Source organism: Limosilactobacillus sp. DJ3M12 (assembly GCF_947381695.1).
In the GTDB taxonomy this organism is placed as follows: Bacteria; Bacillota; Bacilli; order Lactobacillales; family Lactobacillaceae; genus Limosilactobacillus; species Limosilactobacillus kinnaridis.
The window spans coordinates 46,198-70,494 of the sequence record NZ_CANCWY010000007.1; the positions used below are offsets into that span (position 1 = coordinate 46,198).

Here is a 24,297-nt window from a genome sequence, read left to right on the forward strand (position 1 = left end):
GGAGGTGACGATTGATGGCTACAAATGATAAAACGATGTTCTTTGATTTCGGTCAAGAACGTCAAGAAGATATTAAGCAAACATTAAAGACGGTTTATGAATCATTAGAAGAAAAGGGATACAACCCGATTAACCAAATTGTTGGTTATCTTTTATCTGGTGATCCAGCTTATATTCCGCGTTTGAATGATGCACGTAACTTGATTCGTCAACATGAACGTGACGAAATTATTGAAGAGCTTGTTCGGTCATACCTAAAGAATAACGGTGAAACTAAATGAGATTAATGGGATTAGACGTTGGCTCTAAAACGGTTGGTATTTCCGTAAGCGATCCTCTCGGTTGGACGGCCCAAGCAGTTGAGATTATTCCAATTGATGAAGAAAACGAAATTTTTGGAATTGATCGTGTTGCCGAGCTAGTGAAAAAAGAACAGGTAGCTGGGTTTGTAATTGGCCTTCCTAAAAATATGAATAATACAGAAGGTCCTCGTGTTGAAGCATCTCAGCACTATGGTAAGCTATTACAACAACGTTTTCCAGATATTCCTATTGACTTTCAAGATGAACGTTTAACGACGGTTGAGGCACACCGAATGCTAGTTGAAGAAGCGGACATTTCACGTGCTAAGCAGAAAAAAGTTATCGATGAAGTTGCAGCAACATTCATTTTACAAAGCTATTTGGATCGCCATGGCCGCCTTGTGAATAAGCTAAAATGAGGTATTAAAATGAGTAAACAAGAAAATAACGAAGACATGATTACATTAATTGATGAGAATGGTAACGAACAATTATTTAAGGAATTGTTTACGTTTGATTCTGATGATTATGGCAAATCATATATCTTTATCTATCCAGCGGAACAAGAAAATGACGATTCCGTTGACATTCAAGCTTACATTATAGCTGATAATGAAGATAACGATGGACAGGACCTTGTTCCAATTGAAGATGATAAGGAATGGGACATGGTTGAAGAAGTATTAAATACTTTCCTTGATAATGATGGTAATTTCAAGGCCTAATTAAAATTGCCGGATAAATAAAATATTAACAAAAGGGAGCTGTAGACACATTTGTCACAGTCCTTTTTCTTTACAAGCAGAAAGGATCATTAGGATGATTTTAACAACCTTTATTATTTTGATTTTAATGGGGTGCTTTATTAATGGTCATCGCCGCGGATTATTGACAATGACGTTAATGCTGGGGACATATATAGTAGCTTGGATCGTTGCTCGCCAGGGAGCCCAATTGATTGGTGGCTGGTTAAAATCGTTATTACCAAGTATTGGAACCCCAGCAACTTTTTCCGAGAACTTGCTTGCAAATGTAAATAGTAATCTTTTCTTTTATAATGGGATTGCATTTATGATAATTTTTACAATTGTTTCAATTCTTTGTCACTGGGGCATTCGTCAGTTAAACTGGATAAAGAGGATTCCAGTGGTGGGGACAGTTGATAAAATTGCAGGTGGCTTAATCTCATTTTTGATTGGCTATTTGATTATTTACGTTGTTTTACTAATTATGCAATTATTTCCAGCAGGTTGGTGGCAAATGCAAATAGCAAACTCAGAACTAGCGCGTTTTATGATTAATCAAACACCAGGAATAGCGCATTTAGTAATTGATACGCTAGTACAGGGAGGATAAAATGAACAACAAAATTTTAGAAACATTAGAATTTGATCGAATAAAAGGACAACTGGCACAATACCTTGTTTCTGCTGCTGGTCGTCGTGAATTAACGCAGCTTGTTCCACAGACTGATTATGAGGCAGTCAAAGAACTTTTGACAGAAACTACTGATGGGGCCGATATTTTAAGGTTAGAAGATGGGATTCCTATTCCGCAACTAGCTGATATCAAACCGCAATTGAAACGTTTGAAAATTAAGGCAAATCTAAACGGCACGGAATTAGCTCAAATTACTAAAGTGCTGCAAACTAGTATGAGTGTAAAAAACTTTTTTGATCAGATGCGGGAGAAAAAAATTAAACTACGGGTTTTAACTACCCAAGTTGACCGCCTAGTTACAATTCCTTCAATTACCCAGCGGCTAGTTCGTTCGATTGATCCTGATGGACGGATAAATGATGAGGCATCAGCTAAACTCCATGGTATCCGGCAATTAATTGCCCAAACGGAAACAGAAATTCACCAACAAATGGAAAGGTACACGCGCGGGAAAAATGCGAAATACTTAAGTGACCCTATTGTCACAATGCGGAATGACCGCTATGTAATTCCAGTAATCGCCCGCTATCGAAATAAATTTGGTGGGGTTGTTCATGACCAAAGTGCTAGTGGACAAACATTATATATTGAACCTGCAGCCGTTGTAGAAACCAATAATCGGTTACGACAAGCACAAATAGAAGAACGGCAAGAAATGCAACGCGTATTAATTGAGTTATCACAAATGATTGCTCCTTATCGACATGATATTGGTCAGAATGAAGCAATTCTTGGACACCTTGACTTTATTAATGCAAAGGCACGCTGGGCACATGATACTAAGGCAACGCTACCGCTCTTAAGCAAAGAAAATCATGTTTCATTACGGAAAGCGCGTCATCCCCTGATCGATCCCCAACGAGTAGTGACAAATGACATTAAGATTGGGGAAGATTACCAAGCGATTATTATTACTGGACCCAACACTGGTGGTAAAACCATTACGCTTAAAACTTTAGGAATTATTCAATTGATGGGACAATCTGGCCTATTTATTCCCGCAGAAGAAGGCAGTACAATTGGGATCTTTGATAATGTATTTGCGGATATCGGTGATGAACAATCATTGGAACAAAATCTGAGTACTTTCTCTGGTCATATGGATGGAGTAAAAGCCATTCTTGAACAAATTACAAGTCGTAGCTTAGTCCTTCTAGATGAGCTTGGTGCTGGGACTGATCCCAAAGAAGGGGCTGCTTTAGCAATGGCAATTCTTGATAATATTGGCAGTAAAGGAACCATGGTTGTAATTACTACCCACTATCCTGAACTCAAAGTTTATGGTTATGATCGTGCTAAGACGATTAATGCTAGTATGGAATTTGACCAAGAAACTCTTAAGCCGACGTATAAATTACTACTAGGGATTCCTGGGCGGTCAAATGGATTAGAGATTGCTCAGCGATTAGGAATTAGTCCCCAGGTTATTGATGAAGCACGGACATTTGTTAGTGATGATAGTCAAGACCTTAACAATATGATTGGTGATTTAGTAGAGCAACGGAAAAAAGCACGTGAAGAAAGTGAAAAGCTAGCAAAACTAGTAGCCAAAAATGAAAAAGTTCAGCGTGACCTTGATGAGAAACTCACCCGCTTTAATGAACAGCGCGATAAGTTATACGAACAAGCACGTTCAAAGGTCAACCATCAAGTTTCGATGGCTAAAAAAAAGGCTGACCGAATTATTCATCATTTGCGCCAGTTAGAAGTTCAGCAGGGCGGAAATGTAAAAGAAAATGAATTAATTGATGTACAAGGGCAATTAAACGCTCTTCATCGTGATAATCCACGGTTGCAACACAACTCTGTATTACAACGGGCTAAGCAAAAGCATGATTTGCATAAAGGTGATGCAGTCTTGGTGAAATCTTATGGTCAATATGGAGAACTTTTATCTAAGCGAGGGAACCACAAGTGGGAAGTTCAGATTGGAATTCTTAAAATGGAAATTGATGAGAATAATCTTGAAAAAGTAGCTAAGAAAGATCTTCCACGAGAAAAAGATGCAAAGCGGCGACCACGGGCTGCTGTGAGAACGACACAAACACGAAAGACCTCGGCTCGTCTTGATTTGCGCGGTCATCGCTATGAACAAGCAATGAGTGAGCTAAGTAACTTTATTGATCATGCATTGTTGAATAATCTTTCAACGGTAACAATTATTCACGGAAAAGGGACCGGTGCTCTTCGTAAGGGAACACAACAATATTTGCAAAGCAATCCACGAGTTAAATCATTCTCCTATGCTTCCCCTAATGCTGGTGGGGATGGGGCAACAATTGTTAATTTATAATTACTTACTATAAAAAAGTAAGCAAGTTAAATGACATTTAAGAAGTGATTTGTTAGAATAGCGTTAAGAAAAACAAAGGAGGAATTGAATATGGCTGTAAACGTAACTACAGATCAAACCTTTGAACAAGATACTGCCACTGGTGTCGATTTAATTGATTTTTGGGCAACTTGGTGTGGTCCCTGTCGGATGCAATCACCAGTAGTTGATGCATTATCTGATAAGATGCCCGATATTAAATTTTTTAAGATGGATGTTGACCAAAATCCAGAAACTGCACAAAAATTCCGGATTATGAGTATCCCTACATTAATGGTTAAGAAAGATGGTAAGGTAGTAGACCAAATCATTGGTTACCATAGTGAAGATCAATTAAAGCAAATTTTACAACAATATGTTGATTAGAAAAAAGCTGGAGAAAAACTTTTTGTTTTCTTCCAGCTTTTTCGTATTTTAAACTTATTTTTTATCTTTTTTTCGTCGCTTTAGTAGGGAATGACGAGTTTCTTTTTTGAGAGCGTCTTCTTTTTCGTCAGGGCGATCAACAGTAATGAATGTTACCATCTCAGATCGTTCATTATCAGCTGAACTTTGTGGATCGTTTTGAATCAAAATATCAACATAATCACGGTGCCGGTCAAAGATCTTTGCCTCTGCAACCGTTCCAAGTTGAAACTCTACTTCTTGAGCAAGAAAACCACACTCTAAACCAAAGGAGGTTTCCTCTTCGGCTCTTTGAATCCGTTCCTTTACAATTACCCCTGATAACCGCCAAACTTGAGAAGTATTGCTTTTTTTACGTAAAGCTAAACGGCCAAAGCCAAGTTGATTAGTGAGATATACTAGATCCTCGGCTGTAGCAACAGGATATACTCGAGCGAGATCTTTACCAATCCAATATAGCATTTCATCGGTCTCTTTACCCAGGATAGCTGGTAAAATCACGTCGCGCATTGTTCCAGCTCCTAGTCCTTGATGACCGGCTATTAACTGATTATATAATTTCTGACTCATATCCACTCGCTCCTTTTTAACAATCATTATTATTATACTTAAAATTCAAGATCTTAATAGGGTTAAACCTGAAAAACTTGCAAAATCTTATGGAGAAACGGATAATATAGTTTCAAGGTTTTAAACGTTTTAATAAATTAACGAGGTGAAGAGAATGGATAAACGACCAATCGGGGTTATGGATTCAGGGTTAGGCGGCCTATCTGTAATTCGTGTACTTCGTGAACAACTGCCCCAAGAATCTGTAATTTTTGTGGGTGACCAAGGGCATTTTCCATATGGAACTAAAACAAAAGAACAGATTCAGCAATTAGCATTACGCATTGGAAAATTCTTGTTAGAACAAGACGTAAAAATGATGATAATTGCATGTAATACCGCGACTGCAGCAGCTCTTCGACTTCTTCAAAACGAATTACCAATTCCAGTAATTGGGGTAATTGAACCAGGAGCCATGGCTGCTACCCAACATCATTATAAAAAAATTGGGGTAATTGGCACTGAATCCACTATTAAAAATGGCGCTTATGCTAAAACATTAGCTAAACTTAATCCTGATCTAAGTGTTATCAGTTCTCCCGCACAGCCACTTGTCTCAATTGTTGAGCATGGGCAAACAGGAACAAGTGAGGCACAAAAAGCTGTTGACACTGAATTAGAAGTATTTGATAACCAATCGATTGAAGCTTTGATCCTTGGGTGTACTCATTTCCCGTTTTTACAAAAAGAAATTCATAATAAATTAGGATCTAATGTTCAGTTAATTGATCCTGCATTTGAGACAATCAGACAGGCAAAGGAATTGTTAACTGGCAAAAATCAGTTGAGTGATAATTTAGCGTCAAGTATCAACCTTTATTCAACGGGAGATGCTAAAGACTTAGTTGCTGGTGCACAACAATGGTTACCAAACGGATACAGTAAGTGTGCACATATTGAATTAAACGAGGAAGGTTAAAATGAAAACAATCGTAATCGCAACAAAGAATGCCGGGAAAGCGCGTGAATACCAAGATATGCTTGCTCCCCTAGGAATTGAAGTAAAAACATTAGCCGATTTTGCACCAATAGCAATTAATGAAAATGGTAAAACATTTGAAGAAAATGCAACAATTAAAGCTACTACAGCTGCTAATCAACTCCAACTACCAGTTATGGCAGATGATTCGGGCTTAATGGTTGATGCTCTTGGAGGTGCTCCAGGTGTACACTCAGCAAGATATGCTGGTGATCATGATGATGCTGCTAATAATGCTAAACTCTTATTGGCGTTAAAAGAGGTACCGGATGAAAAAAGGACTGCTCACTTTCATACTACCATCGTCGGAATTAAGCCTGATGGAACCAAATTAGTTGCCAATGGTCGGGTTGATGGCCATATTCTTCATCAACTCACAGGAGAAAACGGTTTTGGTTATGATCCGCTTTTTTATGTTGATGAATTAGGCAAATCAATGGCCCAATTAACAGCAGACCAAAAGAATCAAATTAGTCATCGGGGACGCGCATTACGATCATTTATGAAGCAATTTAATGATTGGTGGTAATAAAAATGAAAATACTAGTTGTAAGTGATAACCATCGAGAAGAAAAAATTTTGACAGAGATTGTTCAAAAAATGGGGGATCAAGTTGACCTAATGATTCACTGTGGGGATTCAGAATTAGCTCCTGATCAGGAACCGATGAGCAATTTTAAGGCAGTGAAGGGGAATAATGATTATGGTTTGTCGTACCCTAATGAGTTGGTAATTAATGCTGGGCAAGAGCAGCTCTATCTAACTCATGGTCATTTACAGCGGGTCAATTTTTCTCTGACCCCTCTGATACTTACCGGCCAAGAAAAAGGTGCCTCCATTGTGTGCTATGGGCATACTCATCAGTTAGGAGCCGTTTACGATCATCAAATGCTAATAATTAATCCTGGGAGCATCAGTTTTCCTCGTGGTGAATATGCTAAACTCGGGGGAACTTTTGCAATTATTGATGCGCAGCCTGAGCGGTTTATTGTTGATTATTATAACCGCGAGATGGAAGCTGTTCCTGAATTACATTGTGAATTCAGGCGTCAGAAATAAAGGAGTGTATTTTTGTGATTGATCAGCGTTTACAGACTTTATTGCTGAAAAATAAGCAGAAGTTTATGATCCCTGCCAGTTTAGTTGCAACAGTAAATCAAAGCAACAGTTTAGATCATGCATTTTTAGTCCTTACTAAGGATCGGTACGCTAAAATTATTGTGATTGATAATAAAAACCGTTACTGTGGTCAAGTTTCTTTGGCGATGATTACTGACCGATTATTGGAGACAAAACGGATCAATGTGGAGCGCTTAAATGAATTAAAGGTCAGGGATGTGATGCAAACCGATGCGCCAGTTATCCAAGATCCAACTGATATCGAAGAAAATTTACACCTCTTAATTGATCAGTCATTTTTACCGGTGGTGGACGATCATAATTACTTTTGCGGAATTGTGACGCGTCGTGAAGTATTAAAGGCGGTCAATTATACAATGCATACTTTTGGGAAATAATGAAAAGTAGTTATGATATAAGTCAAGTTACTTTCATAAAAAATAAATAGCGCAGTACAACATAGGCCTCCAGCGTCCGGTAAAACCGAACGTTGGAGGCCTCCTTCTTTTTATCATTCATTTTTAATTAACTGATTAATAGTCTGCAAGACGCCATCATGATTATTATCAATTGTTGTGGTGTGGGCAGCTTGCATTTGAATAATTGGTTGAGCATTTTGCATTGCGTAACTTTGACTCGTCATTGCTAACATCCCGAGGTCATTTTCATTGTCACCAAACGTAACAATTTCATTTGCCTTTAAATTAAAGTGAGACTGCAAAAGAGAAAGAGCGTTTTGTTTAGTTGCAGCAGCATTACCGATTAAGTCAGTATTAAAGCCTGAATTTTCCATGATTAAGGATGGTGGTAAGTAACCATCTAAGGTTGTTGCAACTTTTTTTAGATCGATATGGTTAGCAAAATTAATCGATATCTTGGTAAAATCTTCAGTTGGCCGTTGAGTGAAAATTTGTCGGATATCAGGGATACGCTCTACATTTTCATAAAAAAGTTTCACAATATTGAAATCATGAGCACTCATCCCCTGATCAACATAAGATTTTTCACTAGTAGAGATTACTAATTGATTAATATCTTGTGGACCATAGAAACGGTCAAGGACATGAATAACCCGGGCTAAAGATTCTTGATTAATAGGAAAAGATTTAAATAATTTGCTTCCTAAATGAATAACTGAACCGTTTTGCGAAATAAATCCCATCTTGGCGGTGTAGTCTTTAAATTCTCGTTGCAAACGTGGAAAGCTGGATCCACTAGCAGCGACAAAGTAGATATTATGGCGTTCAAGTTGGCGAAAGACCTTTGCAAATAAAGAATGATTGTAAGTATGGTCATCTCGTAAAAAGGTTCCGTCCATATCAGTAGCGATTAATTTAATACTCATTAGGTACTCCCTCCCAGGCAATTGGAATATTATTTGTTCGTAATTCTTTAAGATATGCTGCCAAAAAGCGACTAGCAACAGTTGATTGTTTTCCGCTGACTGCTGTTATCGTCACACGAAAAACGAGCGCACCGTCTGGGGTAACGACTGGTCCGACAATAACTGGTTTTAATTGTAGTGCCTTTATTTGTGGAACTAGTTTTTTATTAACTTGCGTAACAATTTCTTCTACCTTACTAAGAGGGGTCTTCGAAGTAATCCGAATATCAACGTTGCTAACCATATTATTTCGTGAAAGGTTTTGAACAATAGTAATGTTACGGTTAGGAATAAAATTAAGTGTTCCGTCAGAACTAGTAACTTGTGTAGTACGAATACCAAGAGCAGTTACTGTTCCTTTGATTTGCCCAATTTGGACAGTGTCGCCAACGTCTAATTGTTGCTCAAGGAGGATGAAAAATCCAGTCACGATATCACTAACAAGGCTTTGCGCACCAAGCCCCAATGCTAAACTAAAGATTCCGGCTCCGGCAATCAGTGTCCCTACTGGAACGCCAATTTCTGATAGTATGGCGTATAATAAGAAAAAATAACAAGTATAACGATAAATATTTAAGACAAGGGCTTTTACCGTTGCCATCCGATTGCTATTTTTTAGTACATTGTATTTTTTTGATTCTTGAAAAAGATGGACAATGATAACTCGTCCTACCCATAAAAGTATTAAAAATAAGACAAACGTAACGATAATTAAAAGAAATTTACTTAAAAGCTGTTGTGAAATTTCGTGCCAGGATAAATCTGTAAAAGCTTTTTTTAATTGTTCCGTTTGTTTTGATGTAAGTGAAGTGGCACCAGTGATCATAATAACCTCCTAAAAAATACTAATAAGTATTTTAACAGGGAAGACAAGCTTCTGTCGACTACACTAGATTATCGTTTTTATTTGTTTTATGATATTCTTAGCATTGAATAAATATTTTGAAAACTAAAGGAGGGATTATCAGATGACTTTTGGCCAGTTGGCAGGGTTAATTGCGGCAATCGCATTCTTAATCTTAGTCATTTTTGCATGTATCCTGTTGAATCAATTGAGTAAGACAATGAAAGAAACAAATAAAAGTATTACAACTTTAACGCGGGATGTTCATTATCTTAGCCAAGAAATGGAGGACGTGCTAAGTAACACGAATACATTGTTAGACGATATTAACCATAAATCAGAACAACTAGATCCGGCGGTTAAAGCGGTTGCAGATGTAAGTCAGAGTGTTTCGGAAGTGAATGCCTCACTTCAAGAAATGGTCGAGAAAGCCCGGTTGCACCGCGAGAAGCGACAATTTGACCGGAGTATTTTTAAATTTGCAGGAAAGACACTTGTTTTCGATGCTTTCAACAAATTTAGACAGCATCGGAAGCAAAAGAAAGGAATGACAAATAATGAGTAAAAAATTACTTGCTGGGATATTATTAGGTGGAGTCGCAACATATGCTGCATGGAAGAAAATGGCGCCGGCTAAAAAAGAGGCATTGAAAGAAAGCGTTGATGAAAAGATTAATAAGGTTGCTGATTATGTGACTGACTATACCTTAGACGCATTAGACATTGTCGATGACCTTATGAGTGATTCTAACTTGAATGATAAGGTGAGCGGCGCTGCGGATGCTGTTAATAATGTTAAGGGTAAGATAAAAGATAGCGCCAATAAAGTAGTTAATCATATGACTAATGATGACTTTGATAAGCAAACTGCTGATATTCGTGAGGAATTAGCGAAGAATAAAGAAACAGATGAAGATAATAACGATATTATTATCGATGCTACTAGTGATCAAAAGCCAGCATCTACTGAAGACGATGAAACAGATCAAGATGACGCTAATGCAGCCGATAAATAAGTAAATAAAAAAGCTGAGAGGTTTCTCAGCTTTTTTATTTTAATGAGGGAAAGTTAGTAATTCTTTAGTTGTATGCGTAAATGGTTCGCAACCATCTTCTGTAATATGAACACAGTCTTCAATCCGGACGCCGGCAAAATCTGGAATATAAATGCCAGGTTCAATGGAGAAGCACATTCCAGGTTCAAGAACTAGCTGATTTCCTTCCATGATTGATGGAAATTCGTGTTCACTGCTACCCATTCCGTGCCCGAGGCGGTGAATAAAGTATTCGCCATAACCAGCTACAGTAATGATATCACGAGCGATCTTATCTAATTCTTCAGCAGTCATTCCCGGCTTCGCAGCATTTTGAGCGGCCAATTGAGCCTCTAAACATACCTTGTAGATGTCTTTTTGTTTGTCATTTAACTTTCCGACAGCCACTGTTCGGGAAGCATCGCTAATATAGCCATCAACAATTGTTCCTAAGTCAAAGAGGACGAGCTGATTATTTTGGATCTTATTACTGGAGGTAGCTCCATGAGGTTCGGCAGCATGAGGACCTGCTTGAACTAGCGTATCAAAACTCATTTTATTAATCCCATGTTGTTTAAGAGCGTATTCTAAATCGGCAGCAACTTCTTGTTCTGTTTTACCAATTTGAATTGCTTCGAATCCTACTTTAAAAGCGAAATCAGCCCATTTCCCTGCTTCATTTAACTTAGTAATCTCATCATCGCTTTTAATCATTCGCATTTTTGCTATTAAAGGAGAGAGATCAGTATTAAAATGGGCATTGGGGAGGACTTCTTCTAAGGCACGAAGACGGTCAACAGTTAGTGATTCTCCCTCAATTCCCCAGTTAATTGGTGAACCAGCATGATTTTTGATATGTTCAGCAATAAGCTCAAAAGGTTTTTCGTGATCTAAATACCCATATACCGGATATTTCCAACCAGTATCCTTTATTGCTTCTACTTCAAGCGCTGGTGCAAACAGAAATGGCTCACTGTCGGCAAAAAGGACTAGTGCTAATACCCGTTCTACTGGATCGCTGTAGAAACTAGTTAGGTAATTAATGGTCATTGGATCACTAATATAAGCAGCATCTAATCCCTTTTCAGTAAGAGCGCTTTGTAATTGATTAAGTTTTGTCACTGCATTCACTTCCTAAAAAAGATTGCGAATATTATAACATATTGTTATGAAAGTAAAAAAATAATGAAGAACGTTTGCTAATTAAAACTAAATCTGCTATATTAACTAGGTTATGAAAAAATATGAAAACAGATTATACCAATAAAGAAAGGGCTATCTTATGGAAAAACAATCAGTAACAATTTATACGGTTGCCCGAGAAGCTCGTGTCTCAATGGCCACTGTTTCACGGGTAGTAAATGGCAATCCAAATGTAAAGCCAGAAACTAGACAAAAAGTTTTAGATGTAATTAAGCAGCTTAATTATCGCCCTAATGCAGTTGCACGGGGATTAGCTTCTAAAAAAACAACGACTGTCGGAGTAGTTATTCCTAATATAACTGATCCATACTTTGCGGAATTAGCATTGGGGATTGATGACGTTGCTTCAATGTATAAATATAATATTATTTTAACTAATTCTGATTCTGATGATGAAAAGATCCTGAAAGTGGTACGGAGCTTGCTTGCTAAACAGGTTGATGGACTTATCTTTATGGGTCATGATGTTTCTGATGATCTTAGAAATGAATTTGAAAGCACAAATACACCAGTTGTAGTAGCTGGTTCTGTTGTTAATGATGATGCTTTACCAAGCGTTCGGATTAACTACCAAGCAGCCGCCAAGGAAGCGACAGAATTTCTGCTAAAACATGGTGATCAACAAGTTGCCTATATTACTGGTCCATTACGATACTCAATTAATGGCGAAGACCGGCTTAATGGATATAAAGAAGCATTGGCAAATAATAATGTGCCATTTAATGAATCATTAGTAATTGAAACGGACGGGTCTTATCAGGCTGGATATGCAAAGGCACAAGAAGTTATTGAAAAGGGATTAAAGGCTACTTATATAACAGATGATAGTTTAGCTGCTGGCCTCTTAAACGGGCTTACGGATGCTGGTATTAGCGTTCCAGATGATTTTGAACTAATTTCTTCTAATGACACCAATTATACAAAGGTTGTCCGGCCAACAATCACTTCGATCACTCAACCTCTTTATGATCTTGGTGCCATTTCAATGCGGTTGTTGACAAAATTAATGGATGGCGATGACAGCAATGATGATGAAAAAAATGTTATTTTAGATCATGGCTTTGTTGAACGCCAATCAACTCGTAAGTAGGTTGTGATTTGTTGTGACAACCCGAAGTGAATTACGAGCACAACAACAAGAAAAAGTTGAGAAGCCAATAGAAGAAACACCGAAAAAGCATCATTTTCTATACTGCTTATGGGGTGTAATCTGTGTGACTTTACTCGGGCTAACATTACTAATTAATTCGACACTTTTAAATGTTAACTTTGTAAAAGAAGAAGTTACAAATTCGTCGCTTGAATCAGTTATGTTAAACCAGGTTAACAGTAGTCTAATTCAGTACGGGATTTCAACTTCTGTCTTAAAGAAAAGCGATACTGATAAGCTAATTAACCAGGCAATTGATCAGGTATATGTAGGTGAAAAAATTAATCTTGACCTATCACCTATAGTTAATAATGTGGGCGCATCTGTTAATTCCCAATTAGCTCAATATGGTTTGTCTACTTCCATGTTACCAGTAGGCAGTTCTTCAGCAATTGCTGGTAACATTAATTCGATGGTTAACAGTCAGTTAAATACTCCCGAAGTTGCACAGTTAATTAATGGGATTAAAATTGCTAAAACGGTTGTTAATATTATTTTAGTGATTTCAATTATCAGCCTCGTTATATTGATTCTTAAGGGGTTATGGCAGCATCACTTAATTGGTAGTTTTAGGTGGATTTGTCTATGGGGAACTATTTTATACACAGGAATCGTTATGACTATTCATGCGATTGCCCTTCAAATGGGTGCAGGCCAACCAGACATAAGTCCCTTTATTTCCCAGGTTGCTAATGATTTTCAGCAGACTGGATTTCACGGTTCAATGATGATGATTGTCATTAGTATTGTGTTATTTATTCTGCACTTTGTAAAACGAAAATGGCAACCTCGCCAATAACCTTGAATTAACGATGAATATTTGCTAAAATTTATCTGTTTGTATTACATTAATAAAGAAAAGAGGAGTCAGTAATGTCAGGACATTCAAAATGGCATAACATTCAGGGACGTAAGAACGCCCAAGATGCTAAGCGTGGTAAGATTTTCCAAAAGATTTCACGTGACTTGTACCAAGCAGCTAAAGCAGGTGATCCTGATCCAGCGAACAACGCTCAATTACGGCTTGTAATCGATAAGGCACACGCGGCCAACATGCCTAAGAAAAATATTGACCGTGCTATTGCTAAAGCTTCAGGTATTGGTGGAGCTAAGTTCGAAGAAGTTACTTATGAAGGTTATGGACCAGGTGGGGTAGCAGTAATGGTTTCTGCTCTTACTGATAACAAGAACCGGACTGCATCTGCTGTTCGTTCAGCATTTAGTCACTCTGGCGGTTCATTAGGTGCTAGTGGATCAGTTTCATACATGTTCGACCGTAAGGGATTAATCGAAATTCTCCGTGATGGTCTTGATAAGAGCGAAGATGATATGTTAATGGATGCTTTAGATGCTGGAGCTGAAGATATGAAGGCAACTGAAGAAAAGTTCCAAATCTTCACAGATCCAAGTAACATGACAGATGTTCGTGATGCTCTTCAAGAACAAGGCTACGAATTAGATACTGCCGAAGTTACCATGATCCCTCAAAATCGGACAGAGGTACCTGCAGATAAGGCAAAGCAATACCGTCATTTGATTGATGAATTAACAGAAAACGATGATGTTGCTGATATTTACGAAACTGGTATTTTACCAGACGAAGATGACGATGAAGAATAATTCAATCATTGTTATTAAGAGGTTAAAAAGCAAAACGCTTTTTAACCTCTTTTTTAGTTTTAAATTTTTTAATGCATTTTTAGAATTTATCCGTATTTAAATAATAGGGAGGTTAAAATATGCCGAGTTTTGAAGAAGAATTAATAAGAATGATTCGCAAGCAACCGAGTGACCTATACATCTTACCCCATGATAGGTATTATCAATTATCCTTAGCGATAAAGGGGACCCTATTTCCTTTTAAACAGGTTACGCGTGATTATGGTCAACGTTTTATCTCATACTTAAAATATTGCGCCAATATGGCAGTTAGTGAGCATCGACGACCCCAGCTAGGCGCTTTTAAATTTACTTATGCTCACCAAAAGATCAATTTACGCTTATCAAGTGTTGGTGATTATCAAGGGAGGGAATCATTAGTTATTCGCTTTATATATCCCCTTAATGATATTAGGTTTAATTTTTTAGTTCCTCATCAATGGGAAATATTACAAAAGTACCGTCAACAAAGAGGTTTGATTCTTTTTGCCGGGCCAATGGGGGCTGGTAAAACAACTACCATGTATCAGCTTGCTCGACAGCTATTGCCGAAACAAATTGTATTAACAATTGAGGATCCCGTAGAAATTGATCATCCGGGATTTATCCAATTGCAAGTAAATGAATTAGCGGGGATGGACTATGAAAGTTTATTAAAATTGGGATTACGGCATCGCCCAGATGTGTTTATCATTGGAGAAATCCGTGATTCACAGACAGCGGCTATGTCAGTTCAAGCCGCATTAAGTGGTCACTTAGTTTTGGGAACTATCCATGCTCGAAATGCTTATGGCGTTGTTTCTCGTCTTCAACAATTAGGGACAGATTCTTATTATCTTCAGCAAGTATTAACGGCGGTATCTTATCAGCGTTTAATTCCGTTGATGAATGGAGAACAAGCCATCTTATGTGACCTATTAAATCGACATCAATTTAGTGATTTGCTTAGTGGCACCAAGAAAGGAGGAATGTCTAATGAATGGTCAAAAGCTCTTCAGCAGGCTGTGGAAAATGGCGAAATTACGGAGAATACTGCACGTCAATACCAACAAGGTTAAATTCAATCATCAGCAACAAGCAGATTTTTTCCTTTTATTAGCAGATTTGTTAAGTGTTGGCTTTTCTGTCAAAGAAGCGCTTGGTTTTATCAAGACTGTCAATCCGAAACTAGCCCATTGGATTGCTTCTATAGATAAACGAATGCAAAAGGGAGCGAGTTTTGCCCAGAGTCTACAGCAAGAAGTAAAAGATGATTTGTTTTATCAGTTACTATTAGCAGAAAAGCATGGTAATTTAACAAAAACATTGAGTGAAGTAGGAAAGATACTTACAGCACGAGAACAGCAACGAAAAAAATTATTTAGTCTCCTACAATATCCGCTAATTCTTTTAGGGATGCTAGGGGTGGTGATTTGTGGGTTAATTTTGTTTGTTTTTCCAGAATTGAAAGTCTGGCAAAGCGAGAGGCAAACTTTGCCGCTAATTCACATGATTACGTTAGGAGCAACGTATCTTTTTACCATTATCTTTATTAGCGCTGTATTTCAGGGGCTAAGATGGCATCAAATGAATAAGGAACAACGGCTAATTAAGATCTGCGCCATGCCGATAATCGGAAAATGCTATTGTTATTATTTTCAATATTATTTAACTAGTATATTAGGATCAATGTTGCAACAAGGATTATCGTTGGCTGAAATTTGTGAAATTACCCAGAGCTTTGATAGAAAATCAATTCTTTATATTTTTGGTAACAAAATAATGACTACTATTCAACATGATGGAGATATTTCAAAAGTGGTGGCTACCTACTCTTTTCTTCCTAATGAATTAATTGTTTTTATGAATAAGGGGGCGACCAGAGAAAATATGGGACGGGACTTAATTGTTTTCGCGAATTTAAAATTTAAGGCCCTTACAACTGCAATTGAACATTTATTGATTTTTGTTCAACCAGTTATCTTTAGCATTATTGCAATCATAATTGTTATTTTATATCTTAGTATCTTATTGCCAATCTATCATTCATTCCAAGGAGTTTATTAATGAAAATTTTAAAGAAAAAACAATCAGGCTTCACCTTGCTCGAAATGTCAATCGTCTTATTTATTATTAGCCTACTAGTATTGATTATGCTGCCCAATCTCTCTCAACAGCGAAAGCATGCTAATAGTATTCATGGAAAAGCGATGACATCCGTAATTCAGACCCAAATCGATGCATATGAAAATGAAAATGGAACTGATAATGTCAGTTTAGAAGAGTTGAATAAAGCAAATTACCTGACTGATGCGCAAGTCCAGCAGGCCCATCATGAAAAAATTGTAATTGTTGATGGAAAGGCAATTCAGCGATGAATTTTCGTGAAGAAGGGTTTACGTTTCTCGAAGCAATTATTGTTTTAGGAATAACGGCCCTCCTTTTACTAATTACGATTCCAAATTTTACAAAAACGCGTCAAAAACTAGCTGAAGAACAATTTTGGCAATCATTGCGTCAAGATTGGCAGTGGGCGCAATTAAAGTGTGAGAGTAAACATCAATTTGTTGTAATTCGCCACGACAAAAATAACGAAATGATTACTTTTCGTATAAATGATCAAACGAGAGAGACAAAAGAAATCCTTATTCCCTCAACACTGAATGTTGAGTGGTTTGGTGAACTTTATCTTACGCCAAATGGCTATACGCGCCCCTGTACCCAGCGTTTTAAATCATTAATCGATGGTCACTATTACTACATGAAGATTCAATTAGGATGGGGAGGATACCGAATTGAGAAACGCTAAAGTAAAAGCATTTATGATGGCAGATAGTTTAATTAGTTTATTTATTGTAGCGATGGGGATAAATTTATTTTTTATTTGCGAAAAACAATTGTGGTTACAAAATAGAAATCTTCAGCTAAAAATGGCCGCAACGAGGTTAGGAAAAGAGGCTAGTGATTTATATGCGGTTAAAAAGCAATCAGTTATTTTAAGCCGTGGTGATTTAACCGCAAAAGCAACGGTCCAAAGGGTGGTTGTTTATAATAATGATCGATGCCTTTGTCGGGTTGAAAAATGAAGAAGGGGGCCTTTACTTTAGTAGAAGCGACTTGCGCATTAATTATTTCTTCATTAGTGATTATCAATATAAGTTTAGTTACTACTAGTATGAGACAAGTAGGTAAAATGAATTTAGAATCAACGATCACTTGGCATTTGTTTTTACGGGAATTAGAATCGGTCAATCATCGTTTTGAATTAATGGAGGTTCGTGATAATTGGTTATTGCTATATAGTCAGACAACTGATCAAAAGTATGAATTAAGAGAAAACCATGCTCTATACCTAACGTGTCAAAATAAAGGTGGTTATATGCCATTGTTAGATAACATTAAGAATCATGAATGCTCGTTTAAGCAACTTGATTCCCAACGCGTATTAATTAAAGTGACAAGGAAGGATGGAGAGAAAGCAAGTGCAATTGTTAAGTTTTATCCACCAAAATAAAAAAGAGGGTTCTATTTTATTTGTAAGTATTGCCGTTCTACTTATAATTAGTTCAGTTTTATTGTTTCAATATCGATATTATCAAAATTATCAGGAAATGGGACGAGACCTTTGTTCAATTTATATTAATAAAATAAAAGATAATCTAAGAGGTCAATGAGAGTGTTATCTTGAATTTGCTAGGAATAATAGTTAAACTAATAAGGTAATGATTGTATTATTTGGAGGCGACTAGCACTGACACAGAAAACACCACAGCAATTATTTGAGCTTTTTGATAAGGCCACTGAAATTTTACAAGCAGCGTTAAATTGTTCGTATTTAGATGCGCTATTAGAAAACGCAGAAAATATTATTGACAATAATACTGTTCGTGTTGATGACGGTGTTCCTGATGAAAAAACTGTAAATGAATTGCAGAAAATATACCAAGAATTAAATTTACAAAATGTGAAGCCAGAAATTATCCGGCAAATTATCCAGCTGAGTTTTTTGAAAGTAATTCGAAAAGACGCAATTCAGGCTAATCATCAAATGACTCCTGATACAATTGGCTTAATCATGGCTTTCTTAATTGAAAAGGTTACAAAAATCAAGGAGATTAAGACTGTTTTTGATCCAGCCGTTGGGACAGCTAATTTATTAACGACTGTGATGAATCAGCTTAAAGTAAATGGAGATAAAGACATCGTTGGTTACGGAATAGATAATGACGAAGATATGTTGGGAGTTGCGAGCGTAAGTACAGAATTACAACACCTTAATGTAAAGTTGTACCATCAAGATGCTGTAACTGCTTTAGATATTTCTCAATGTGATTTAGCTATTTCTGATTTGCCAATTGGTTACTATCCGCTTGATGAAAATGCCAAAAACTATCAAACACGGGCTAAAGAGGGTCATTCATATGTTCACCATTTGTTGATTGAACAATCTATGAATTATCTTAAGCCCGGTGCATTTGGGGTATTCTTAGTGCCTAGTAGCTTATTCCAAACTAAAGAATCACAATCATTTGTTAAATGGATTCAGTCTGTTGCCTATTTACAAGGACTTATCAATTTGCCAGCAGAACTTTTTGCTAATCCGAATGCGCAAAAATCAATTTTGTTATTGCAGCGCCAAGGTGGAGATAGCAAACAAGCAGTTAAAGTTTTGTTGGGTGAGTTTCCTTCATTTAAGGATAAAGCAAAATTTGCTTCATTCATGGATGATATCAGTAAATGGGTAATAACGAATTTACGTTAAAGGAGAAAAGTCAATGTCAAAAACAATTGCAGTTAACGCTGGTAGTTCAACACTTAAATTCAAATTATTTGATATGCCAAGTGAAGAGGTAGTAGCTGAAGGTACGATTGAACGTATTGGTGAAAAGATGGGCCATGCTAAGATTAAGTATGGTAATGGTCAAAAGCATGAAGAAGATAAGCCATTTGTTGATCATGCTGCCGCAGTTAATTATTTGTTAGATAAGTTAATTGAATTAAAGATTGTGGCAAGCTATGATGAAATCACAGCAGTAGGTCACCGAATTGTTGCCGGTGGAGAATTCTTTAAGGATTCAACAATTATTGATGATGATGTTATTAGCAAGATTGATGAATTGTCAGAATATGCTCCACTCCATGAGCCGGCAGAATTGGTTGGTATTAAAGCTTTCCGTAAAGTATTGCCTAATGCATTTGCGGTTGCTGTTTTTGATACATCATTCCATGTTGATATGCCAGAAATGAATGCATTGTACAGTGTGCCTTATGATTGGTATGAGAAGTATGGTGCGCGTAAGTATGGTGCTCACGGTACCAGTCACCGTTACGTATCTGCACGTGCTGCGGAAATGTTAGGCAAGCCAGTTGAAGAACTTAAATTAATCACCATGCATATTGGAGCAGGTGCATCAATCACTGCCGTAAAGAATGGTAAGTCATTCGATACGTCAATGGGCTTTACGCCTGTTGCTGGAATAACAATGGCAACTCGGTCAGGGGATGTTGATCCATCCTTAATTGCTTTTATGCAGGGTAAACTAAACTTATCCTCAGATGAGATGATTGATATTTTGAACCATAAGTCTGGTTTGCTTGGTATTTCTGGTATCTCACCAGATATGCGTGATATTCTTGCAGCTGCTGAAAAGGGTGACGACCGAGCACAACTTGCATTAGATATTTATGTTAACCGCATTGTCCGTTACATTGGAGCATATATTGCTGAAATGGGTGGCGCAGATGCCATTGTCTTCACTGCCGGTGTTGGTGAAAACAGTGTTCCAGTACGAAAGATGATCACAGATAAGCTTGACTACTTTGGCATTAAGATTGATCAAGAAAAGAACGACTGCCATGGTGTTGAACGTGATCTTTCTGCTGATGATGCAAAGATTAAGACATTATTAATTCCAACTAACGAAGAATTAATGATTGTTCGTGACATTGAACGTTTAAAGAAAAATAACTAATTACTAAATAATTCGCCAAAAGATGACTAGTTGACAAGAAATGTTTGTCTCTAGTCTCTTTTTATTTTAGAATTTAAGATAACTATATTGCCTTTTTAAGAAAGAAGATTCTCTATGAAGTTTTGCACGTCAGATACTCATTTTTTTCATGATAGTCTCCTTGGTACAAATAAATTTGCACCAAGGCCATTCAATAATGTCAATGAGATGAACCAAACGATTATTAATAATTGGAACGATAAGGTTGGTGAAAATGATATTGTTTATCATTTAGGAGACGTTGCTCTGTACTTTACTAAACCTCAACGAAATGCCTATCAAGCAATCCTTGAGGTGTTATTACAATTACATGGACACTTAATACTGATAAAAGGCAATCATGATAATCGGGCCCTTTTTAAATATCTAGAAAGTAATAATTATGAGTTTAATGGACTTCCTAAATTTCAGTTTCATGATGTGGGAGTACTATTAAAATATAATCACCGTCAGTATTATTTAACTCATTATCCTCTTATGTTAGGAATAGCACCGCAAATTATTAACCTTCATGGCCATATTCACCACTATTCTGTTCCCATTAAAGAAAATATAAATGTAGGCGTGGATGCTCCCGAATTAGACTATCTTGAAAATAAGCCTAAATTTGGAGCTCCGCTGAATTTTCATGAAATAGAAGAAATCGTAGCGCAAAAAGCTATGAAGTATCTAGGACAAAAATAATCAAAAGAAGGTGGAAAAGATGAATAGAGCTAAGATTCAAGATTATATTGATCAGCGTGAAGAGCAACGATCTTTAATCTATCATATTGAAAAAAAAGACCAGACACATTTTACCGTTAATGGACATCCCTACGAATTAGTAAAGGACTACCGTGACGGTTTTAATTCAGAAAAATTCGCAGAACGATTTAGCAGTGTTCTGAGTAAATATGACTATATCGTTGGAGATTGGGGATATGACCAATTACGCTTAAAAGGTTTTTATAATGATGATAATCCCTTATTTGAACCAGAATTGGGTGCTGATACGATTGAGGATTATTTATTTGAGTATTGTAATTTTGGCTGTGCGTATTTTATCCTTCACAATGATGATGTTTGTATTCCACGGCACAGTTACCGTCAGCGTCGAAAGAAAACTACGCCAGTCATTCATGAACGGCGACGGCAGGTTAAACAACCGAACGTGCGTCAACGGCATAATCAGCGTGCAGAACGTGTAAAAAACGGTCATCGGCAAAAATTTGTGATTCATCAACGAAAAAAGAGGAGCTAAGGCAAACGATGAAAGATTATCAAGGATATTTTATTGATTTAGATGGGACGACTTATAAGGGCAAAAAGCAAATTCCAGCAGCCGGAAGATTTATCAAACGACTACAAGATGCCAAGAAAGAGGTCTTGTTTGTAACAAATAATAGTACCAGAACGCCAGATTTTGTCGCTGAAAACCTCCGTGAAAATCATAATATTAATGTTACGGCGGAAAATATATACACAACAGCAATCGCAACTGCTGACTATTTACGGTCAATGGCGCCGATAAAAAGTAAAATTTATGTTATTGGTGAGTCAGGATTAAAGTTGGCTTTAGAAAAGCGAGGGTTTATCTTGACTGATGATCAACCTGAATATGTTGTTGTAGGATTAGATACGAAGGTTACTTATGAGAAGCTTGAAAAAGCAGTCTTGTTAATTCGAAATGGCGCTAAATTTATTGGGACCAATGCTGATAGTAATTTGCCTAATGAACGAGGGATGGTTCCCGGAGCAGGTTCGATTGTAAAGCTAGTAGAATATGCAACTCAAGTGAAACCTGTGATGATTGGTAAACCAGAAGCAATAATTATGAAAATGGCACTTGAAAGAGTTAAATTGCCTAAAGAAAGGGTAATTATGGTCGGCGATAACTATCATACTGATATTGAAGCAGCAATTAATGTTGGAATGGATAGTTTATTAGTTTATACTGGTTTATCGCGTCCAGAAGAAGTTATAAAAGAAAAAATCCAGCCAACATATAAGGTGAATAATCTTGATGAATGGGAAATTTGAATTTATTCAGTGGGGAAGAGCAATCTTATTGACACTACTTAGTTTAGTTGTTGCAATTAGTATTGCTCTTTTTATCGTTATTAATATCTCACCTTTTTTTATAACAATTCCTAAGCACCTCCTAGGATTATCTGCCTCTGAATTAATAGCTGATTATGGAAGTGTCATTAAATATATCCAGCTTCCGACCCAGCGAGTCCTCGAACTAAGATATTTACCAATTGCCCCTTCTGCAGTTCACCATTTTGAAGACGTAAAACATTTGATTTTATTGAATGAAGCTGTGATGGTGGTTTCGCTCCCGTTGTTAGTGTTTAGATTGAAAAAACAAAAACGGCAAAATCAGCTCTGGCGCCTGATTTTACCGTTTCAGATGTTATTTATTTTATTGCTCTTTAGTGGGTTTATGGGGATAACAAATTTCGATGTCCTTTTTATTAAATTTCATTATCTTTTCTTTAGCAATATGGATTGGCTATTTGATCCACGAACAACGCCAATCATATTGTTGATGCCTGAAAATTTTTTTACAGTACTATTTGGATTATGGTTAGGATTTATATTGATAATCTTACTTTTGATCTGGGGATGGATAAAGCTTATGTTAAGCATCTTCTTTAACAAAACGCGAACGTAATGCTCCGACAACGGCTGGGATTAACGTAACCACAATAATTGCAAGAATGATGACAGAGAAGTGTTCTTGAACGAACGGAAGATTACCGAAGAAGTAACCACATCCACAACAAAGTGCTACCCAGATAACACAGCCAATTACACTATAACGAATAAATTGCTTGTAGGGGAAACCAGAACCTGCTGCCGCAAATGGAGCAAATGTTCTAATGATCGGAATAAAACGGGCGAGAATAATAGCCGGCGCACCATGCTTTTCAAAGAAGGCTTCGGCACGTTCTAGACTATCTTTATCAATCAATTTACCAAAAAGTGAATGATTAGAAAGACTTTTACCAATCTTATGACCAATTAAAAAGTTAAGGGAGTCTCCACCCAAACAGGCGCATAAGAAAATAAAAATAAAAATCCAAATATTAAGATGATAACGTGGGTCAGCAGCTAGTGCACTTGCAGCAAAGAGAAGGGAATCTCCAGGTAGAAATGGCATTATGACTGCACCAGTTTCAATAAATATAATAGCGAATAAAATTAAATAAGTTGCATCGCCGAATTGATTAACAATCTGAATTAGATGAACATCAATGTGTAATATAAAATCAATAAGAGTTGCCAAAGTAATTCTCCTTTGTGTAATAAGATAATACTGTTAAAGTGTAGCAAGATAGAAAAATGTTGTGAAGGGGCGTTTAAAACTTTTAATAATTTTTGAAAAATATATTTATTGTAAGTATAAATTAGTTGTGTGAGACTAGTTCATTCATAGTCAATGACGAAAGGATCATTGCACCCTTTTTGAAAAGGCTGAATAACGTTTATTATCATAAGAATGGTAAAGCAAACGAAAAAAATAAATAAAAATCAAAAAAAGTGTTGACGAGGGAGTGAAATCCATGTATAGTAGTTATCGTTGTCAAAGCAGTTAAGTGCTGTTGAGATGGTTAACAAAAAGTTAAAAATAATTGTTGACATCTACTTGATGACATGATATATTAATAAAGTTGCTGATTGAGTTATCAATCAAAAAGAAATTCAAAATTAATTAAAATTTCTTCTTGACAAGCTAATCTAATATATGTTATAATAACAATGTTGATTGGCTGCTTGATTGGCCAACAGGTAGACCTTTGAAAACTGAACAAAGTTTCGACGAATCAAATGTGTAGGGTCTTCAATCACGATGTGATTTGAA

The 24,297-nt window shown here is 36.7% G+C and carries 32 protein-coding genes; 27 read left to right on the forward strand and 5 right to left on the reverse strand.

The annotated features are described in order from the left end of the window. Positions 1–14 precede the first annotated feature (14 nt). From QOS06_RS05470 to trxA, 6 genes are all read left to right on the forward strand, one after another. Positions 15–281, forward strand: a complete 267-nt coding sequence (locus QOS06_RS05470; protein WP_003666685.1) for an IreB family regulatory phosphoprotein — start codon at positions 15–17, stop codon at positions 279–281. Beyond that, the gene (gene ruvX, locus QOS06_RS05475; RefSeq protein ID WP_003666687.1) at positions 278–721 is read left to right on the forward strand and encodes a Holliday junction resolvase RuvX; all 444 of its coding nucleotides are present in this window, start codon (positions 278–280) and stop codon (positions 719–721) included. Before QOS06_RS05470 ends, ruvX begins: the two co-directional genes overlap by 4 nt. A 9-nt stretch (positions 722–730) precedes the next feature. After that, the gene (locus tag QOS06_RS05480) at positions 731–1,027 is read left to right on the forward strand and encodes a DUF1292 domain-containing protein (protein WP_003666689.1); all 297 of its coding nucleotides are present in this window, start codon (positions 731–733) and stop codon (positions 1,025–1,027) included. A gap of 94 nt (positions 1,028–1,121) precedes the next feature. Continuing rightward, entirely contained in the window at positions 1,122–1,658 is a 537-nt protein-coding gene (locus QOS06_RS05485; RefSeq protein ID WP_087214700.1) for a CvpA family protein, read from the forward strand. Position 1,659: 1 nt separating this feature from the next. Further along, positions 1,660–4,035: an endonuclease MutS2 gene (locus QOS06_RS05490; RefSeq protein ID WP_078009176.1), complete on the forward strand. Its 2,376-nt coding sequence runs from the start codon at positions 1,660–1,662 to the stop codon at positions 4,033–4,035. Positions 4,036–4,125: 90 nt separating this feature from the next. Then, positions 4,126–4,440: a thioredoxin gene (gene trxA / locus QOS06_RS05495; RefSeq protein ID WP_003666692.1), complete on the forward strand. Its 315-nt coding sequence runs from the start codon at positions 4,126–4,128 to the stop codon at positions 4,438–4,440. A 54-nt stretch (positions 4,441–4,494) separates the two neighbouring features. Here trxA and QOS06_RS05500 read toward each other — a convergent pair whose 3' ends face one another. After that, complete coding sequence (locus QOS06_RS05500; protein ID WP_283595620.1) at positions 4,495–5,049, reverse strand: YslB family protein; 555 nt, start codon at positions 5,047–5,049, stop codon at positions 4,495–4,497. Positions 5,050–5,203: 154 nt separating this feature from the next. On the opposite strand from QOS06_RS05500, the gene murI reads away from it, so the two are divergent. Genes murI through cbpB form a run of 4 tightly spaced genes read left to right on the forward strand, consistent with a single transcriptional unit; the run spans position 5,204 to position 7,584 of the window. After that, the gene (gene murI, locus QOS06_RS05505; RefSeq protein ID WP_003671914.1) at positions 5,204–6,007 is read left to right on the forward strand and encodes a glutamate racemase; all 804 of its coding nucleotides are present in this window, start codon (positions 5,204–5,206) and stop codon (positions 6,005–6,007) included. A gap of 1 nt (position 6,008) precedes the next feature. Then, positions 6,009–6,596: an XTP/dITP diphosphatase gene (locus QOS06_RS05510; RefSeq protein ID WP_003671913.1), complete on the forward strand. Its 588-nt coding sequence runs from the start codon at positions 6,009–6,011 to the stop codon at positions 6,594–6,596. A gap of 5 nt (positions 6,597–6,601) precedes the next feature. Then, complete coding sequence (locus tag QOS06_RS05515) at positions 6,602–7,126, forward strand: metallophosphoesterase family protein (RefSeq protein ID WP_085650399.1); 525 nt, start codon at positions 6,602–6,604, stop codon at positions 7,124–7,126. A gap of 14 nt (positions 7,127–7,140) precedes the next feature. Continuing rightward, the gene (gene cbpB / locus QOS06_RS05520; RefSeq protein WP_003671910.1) at positions 7,141–7,584 is read left to right on the forward strand and encodes a cyclic-di-AMP-binding protein CbpB; all 444 of its coding nucleotides are present in this window, start codon (positions 7,141–7,143) and stop codon (positions 7,582–7,584) included. A 113-nt stretch (positions 7,585–7,697) separates the two neighbouring features. Here cbpB and QOS06_RS05525 read toward each other — a convergent pair whose 3' ends face one another. Together QOS06_RS05525 and QOS06_RS05530 are read right to left on the reverse strand one after the other, a co-directional pair. Next, positions 7,698–8,531, reverse strand: coding sequence for an HAD-IIB family hydrolase (locus QOS06_RS05525; RefSeq protein ID WP_003671908.1), 834 nt, complete (start codon positions 8,529–8,531; stop codon positions 7,698–7,700). Further along, positions 8,521–9,396 carry a mechanosensitive ion channel family protein gene (locus QOS06_RS05530; RefSeq protein WP_003671905.1) on the reverse strand — a complete coding sequence of 292 codons (876 nt, stop codon included), beginning with the start codon at positions 9,394–9,396 and terminating at the stop codon, positions 8,521–8,523. The genes QOS06_RS05525 and QOS06_RS05530 overlap by 11 nt, the downstream gene beginning before the upstream one ends. Positions 9,397–9,538: 142 nt before the next feature. Here QOS06_RS05530 and QOS06_RS05535 point away from each other — a divergent pair, with 142 nt between their 5' ends. Together QOS06_RS05535 and QOS06_RS05540 are read left to right on the forward strand one after the other, a co-directional pair. Next, complete coding sequence (locus QOS06_RS05535; RefSeq protein ID WP_003671904.1) at positions 9,539–9,979, forward strand: DUF948 domain-containing protein; 441 nt, start codon at positions 9,539–9,541, stop codon at positions 9,977–9,979. Next, on the forward strand, positions 9,972–10,430 hold the full coding sequence (locus QOS06_RS05540) for a hypothetical protein (RefSeq protein ID WP_003671902.1): 459 nt from the start codon (positions 9,972–9,974) through the stop codon (positions 10,428–10,430). Before QOS06_RS05535 ends, QOS06_RS05540 begins: the two co-directional genes overlap by 8 nt. A gap of 39 nt (positions 10,431–10,469) precedes the next feature. On the opposite strand, the gene QOS06_RS05545 is transcribed toward QOS06_RS05540, so the two are convergent. Next, positions 10,470–11,570, reverse strand: coding sequence for a M24 family metallopeptidase (locus QOS06_RS05545; protein WP_228340469.1), 1,101 nt, complete (start codon positions 11,568–11,570; stop codon positions 10,470–10,472). A 160-nt stretch (positions 11,571–11,730) separates the two neighbouring features. Here QOS06_RS05545 and ccpA point away from each other — a divergent pair, with 160 nt between their 5' ends. The 15 genes from ccpA (at position 11,731) to QOS06_RS05620 (ending at position 23,106) form a co-directional block, all read left to right on the forward strand. After that, the gene (gene ccpA, locus QOS06_RS05550; RefSeq protein WP_283595622.1) at positions 11,731–12,741 is read left to right on the forward strand and encodes a catabolite control protein A; all 1,011 of its coding nucleotides are present in this window, start codon (positions 11,731–11,733) and stop codon (positions 12,739–12,741) included. Positions 12,742–12,754: 13 nt separating this feature from the next. Continuing rightward, positions 12,755–13,600 carry a hypothetical protein gene (locus QOS06_RS05555; RefSeq protein ID WP_078009182.1) on the forward strand — a complete coding sequence of 282 codons (846 nt, stop codon included), beginning with the start codon at positions 12,755–12,757 and terminating at the stop codon, positions 13,598–13,600. 74 nt (positions 13,601–13,674) lie between these two features. After that, complete coding sequence (locus tag QOS06_RS05560; RefSeq protein ID WP_003671894.1) at positions 13,675–14,421, forward strand: YebC/PmpR family DNA-binding transcriptional regulator; 747 nt, start codon at positions 13,675–13,677, stop codon at positions 14,419–14,421. Positions 14,422–14,540: 119 nt separating this feature from the next. Beyond that, positions 14,541–15,518, forward strand: a complete 978-nt coding sequence (gene comGA, locus QOS06_RS05565; RefSeq protein ID WP_085719263.1) for a competence type IV pilus ATPase ComGA — start codon at positions 14,541–14,543, stop codon at positions 15,516–15,518. Continuing rightward, complete coding sequence (locus tag QOS06_RS05570) at positions 15,436–16,506, forward strand: type II secretion system F family protein (protein ID WP_283595623.1); 1,071 nt, start codon at positions 15,436–15,438, stop codon at positions 16,504–16,506. Before comGA ends, QOS06_RS05570 begins: the two co-directional genes overlap by 83 nt. After that, a complete protein-coding gene (gene comGC / locus QOS06_RS05575) occupies positions 16,506–16,817 on the forward strand; it encodes a competence type IV pilus major pilin ComGC (protein WP_003667658.1) in 312 nt (103 codons plus the stop codon). Before QOS06_RS05570 ends, comGC begins: the two co-directional genes overlap by 1 nt. Next, positions 16,814–17,248, forward strand: a complete 435-nt coding sequence (locus QOS06_RS05580) for a hypothetical protein (RefSeq protein WP_168240225.1) — start codon at positions 16,814–16,816, stop codon at positions 17,246–17,248. Before comGC ends, QOS06_RS05580 begins: the two co-directional genes overlap by 4 nt. Then, entirely contained in the window at positions 17,235–17,525 is a 291-nt protein-coding gene (locus QOS06_RS05585; protein WP_271901044.1) for a hypothetical protein, read from the forward strand. Before QOS06_RS05580 ends, QOS06_RS05585 begins: the two co-directional genes overlap by 14 nt. A 107-nt stretch (positions 17,526–17,632) precedes the next feature. After that, positions 17,633–17,953 carry a ComGF family competence protein gene (locus QOS06_RS05590; protein ID WP_225429531.1) on the forward strand — a complete coding sequence of 107 codons (321 nt, stop codon included), beginning with the start codon at positions 17,633–17,635 and terminating at the stop codon, positions 17,951–17,953. 237 nt (positions 17,954–18,190) lie between these two features. Continuing rightward, positions 18,191–19,201, forward strand: a complete 1,011-nt coding sequence (locus tag QOS06_RS05595) for a class I SAM-dependent methyltransferase (RefSeq protein WP_349496568.1) — start codon at positions 18,191–18,193, stop codon at positions 19,199–19,201. A gap of 13 nt (positions 19,202–19,214) precedes the next feature. Continuing rightward, positions 19,215–20,411 (forward strand): acetate/propionate family kinase, encoded by a 1,197-nt coding sequence (locus QOS06_RS05600; protein ID WP_003671880.1) that lies wholly within the window; start codon positions 19,215–19,217, stop codon positions 20,409–20,411. A gap of 114 nt (positions 20,412–20,525) precedes the next feature. Next, positions 20,526–21,134, forward strand: a complete 609-nt coding sequence (locus QOS06_RS05605; protein ID WP_283595625.1) for a metallophosphoesterase family protein — start codon at positions 20,526–20,528, stop codon at positions 21,132–21,134. A 19-nt stretch (positions 21,135–21,153) separates the two neighbouring features. After that, a complete protein-coding gene (locus QOS06_RS05610) occupies positions 21,154–21,690 on the forward strand; it encodes a YutD family protein (RefSeq protein WP_003671878.1) in 537 nt (178 codons plus the stop codon). An 8-nt stretch (positions 21,691–21,698) separates the two neighbouring features. Further along, entirely contained in the window at positions 21,699–22,469 is a 771-nt protein-coding gene (locus tag QOS06_RS05615; RefSeq protein WP_003671876.1) for a TIGR01457 family HAD-type hydrolase, read from the forward strand. Beyond that, positions 22,453–23,106, forward strand: a complete 654-nt coding sequence (locus tag QOS06_RS05620) for a TIGR01906 family membrane protein (RefSeq protein WP_003671875.1) — start codon at positions 22,453–22,455, stop codon at positions 23,104–23,106. Before QOS06_RS05615 ends, QOS06_RS05620 begins: the two co-directional genes overlap by 17 nt. Here the strand turns inward: QOS06_RS05620 and QOS06_RS05625 are convergent. Then, complete coding sequence (locus tag QOS06_RS05625; RefSeq protein WP_013923980.1) at positions 23,074–23,721, reverse strand: VTT domain-containing protein; 648 nt, start codon at positions 23,719–23,721, stop codon at positions 23,074–23,076. The two genes, QOS06_RS05620 and QOS06_RS05625, sit on opposite strands and share 33 nt — an antisense overlap. Positions 23,722–24,297 lie beyond the last annotated feature (576 nt).

What these genes read in the sequence shown, in the direction of transcription:
- QOS06_RS05470 (WP_003666685.1), top strand. Translation starts at nt 15, where the DNA reads ATGGCTACAAATGATAAAACGATGTTCTTTGATTTCGGTCAAGAACGT.
- ruvX (WP_003666687.1), top strand. Translation starts at nt 278, where the DNA reads ATGAGATTAATGGGATTAGACGTTGGCTCTAAAACGGTTGGTATTTCC.
- QOS06_RS05480 (WP_003666689.1), top strand. Translation starts at nt 731, where the DNA reads ATGAGTAAACAAGAAAATAACGAAGACATGATTACATTAATTGATGAG.
- QOS06_RS05485 (WP_087214700.1), top strand. Translation starts at nt 1,122, where the DNA reads ATGATTTTAACAACCTTTATTATTTTGATTTTAATGGGGTGCTTTATT.
- QOS06_RS05490 (WP_078009176.1), top strand. Translation starts at nt 1,660, where the DNA reads ATGAACAACAAAATTTTAGAAACATTAGAATTTGATCGAATAAAAGGA.
- trxA (WP_003666692.1), top strand. Translation starts at nt 4,126, where the DNA reads ATGGCTGTAAACGTAACTACAGATCAAACCTTTGAACAAGATACTGCC.
- QOS06_RS05500 (WP_283595620.1), bottom strand. Translation starts at nt 5,049, where the DNA reads ATGAGTCAGAAATTATATAATCAGTTAATAGCCGGTCATCAAGGACTA.
- murI (WP_003671914.1), top strand. Translation starts at nt 5,204, where the DNA reads ATGGATAAACGACCAATCGGGGTTATGGATTCAGGGTTAGGCGGCCTA.
- QOS06_RS05510 (WP_003671913.1), top strand. Translation starts at nt 6,009, where the DNA reads ATGAAAACAATCGTAATCGCAACAAAGAATGCCGGGAAAGCGCGTGAA.
- QOS06_RS05515 (WP_085650399.1), top strand. Translation starts at nt 6,602, where the DNA reads ATGAAAATACTAGTTGTAAGTGATAACCATCGAGAAGAAAAAATTTTG.
- QOS06_RS05525 (WP_003671908.1), bottom strand. Translation starts at nt 8,531, where the DNA reads ATGAGTATTAAATTAATCGCTACTGATATGGACGGAACCTTTTTACGA.
- QOS06_RS05530 (WP_003671905.1), bottom strand. Translation starts at nt 9,396, where the DNA reads ATGATCACTGGTGCCACTTCACTTACATCAAAACAAACGGAACAATTA.
- QOS06_RS05535 (WP_003671904.1), top strand. Translation starts at nt 9,539, where the DNA reads ATGACTTTTGGCCAGTTGGCAGGGTTAATTGCGGCAATCGCATTCTTA.
- QOS06_RS05540 (WP_003671902.1), top strand. Translation starts at nt 9,972, where the DNA reads ATGAGTAAAAAATTACTTGCTGGGATATTATTAGGTGGAGTCGCAACA.
- ccpA (WP_283595622.1), top strand. Translation starts at nt 11,731, where the DNA reads ATGGAAAAACAATCAGTAACAATTTATACGGTTGCCCGAGAAGCTCGT.
- QOS06_RS05560 (WP_003671894.1), top strand. Translation starts at nt 13,675, where the DNA reads ATGTCAGGACATTCAAAATGGCATAACATTCAGGGACGTAAGAACGCC.
- comGA (WP_085719263.1), top strand. Translation starts at nt 14,541, where the DNA reads ATGCCGAGTTTTGAAGAAGAATTAATAAGAATGATTCGCAAGCAACCG.
- QOS06_RS05570 (WP_283595623.1), top strand. Translation starts at nt 15,436, where the DNA reads ATGAATGGTCAAAAGCTCTTCAGCAGGCTGTGGAAAATGGCGAAATTA.
- comGC (WP_003667658.1), top strand. Translation starts at nt 16,506, where the DNA reads ATGAAAATTTTAAAGAAAAAACAATCAGGCTTCACCTTGCTCGAAATG.
- QOS06_RS05580 (WP_168240225.1), top strand. Translation starts at nt 16,814, where the DNA reads ATGAATTTTCGTGAAGAAGGGTTTACGTTTCTCGAAGCAATTATTGTT.
- QOS06_RS05590 (WP_225429531.1), top strand. Translation starts at nt 17,633, where the DNA reads ATGAATTTAGAATCAACGATCACTTGGCATTTGTTTTTACGGGAATTA.
- QOS06_RS05600 (WP_003671880.1), top strand. Translation starts at nt 19,215, where the DNA reads ATGTCAAAAACAATTGCAGTTAACGCTGGTAGTTCAACACTTAAATTC.
- QOS06_RS05605 (WP_283595625.1), top strand. Translation starts at nt 20,526, where the DNA reads ATGAAGTTTTGCACGTCAGATACTCATTTTTTTCATGATAGTCTCCTT.
- QOS06_RS05610 (WP_003671878.1), top strand. Translation starts at nt 21,154, where the DNA reads ATGAATAGAGCTAAGATTCAAGATTATATTGATCAGCGTGAAGAGCAA.
- QOS06_RS05615 (WP_003671876.1), top strand. Translation starts at nt 21,699, where the DNA reads ATGAAAGATTATCAAGGATATTTTATTGATTTAGATGGGACGACTTAT.
- QOS06_RS05620 (WP_003671875.1), top strand. Translation starts at nt 22,453, where the DNA reads ATGAATGGGAAATTTGAATTTATTCAGTGGGGAAGAGCAATCTTATTG.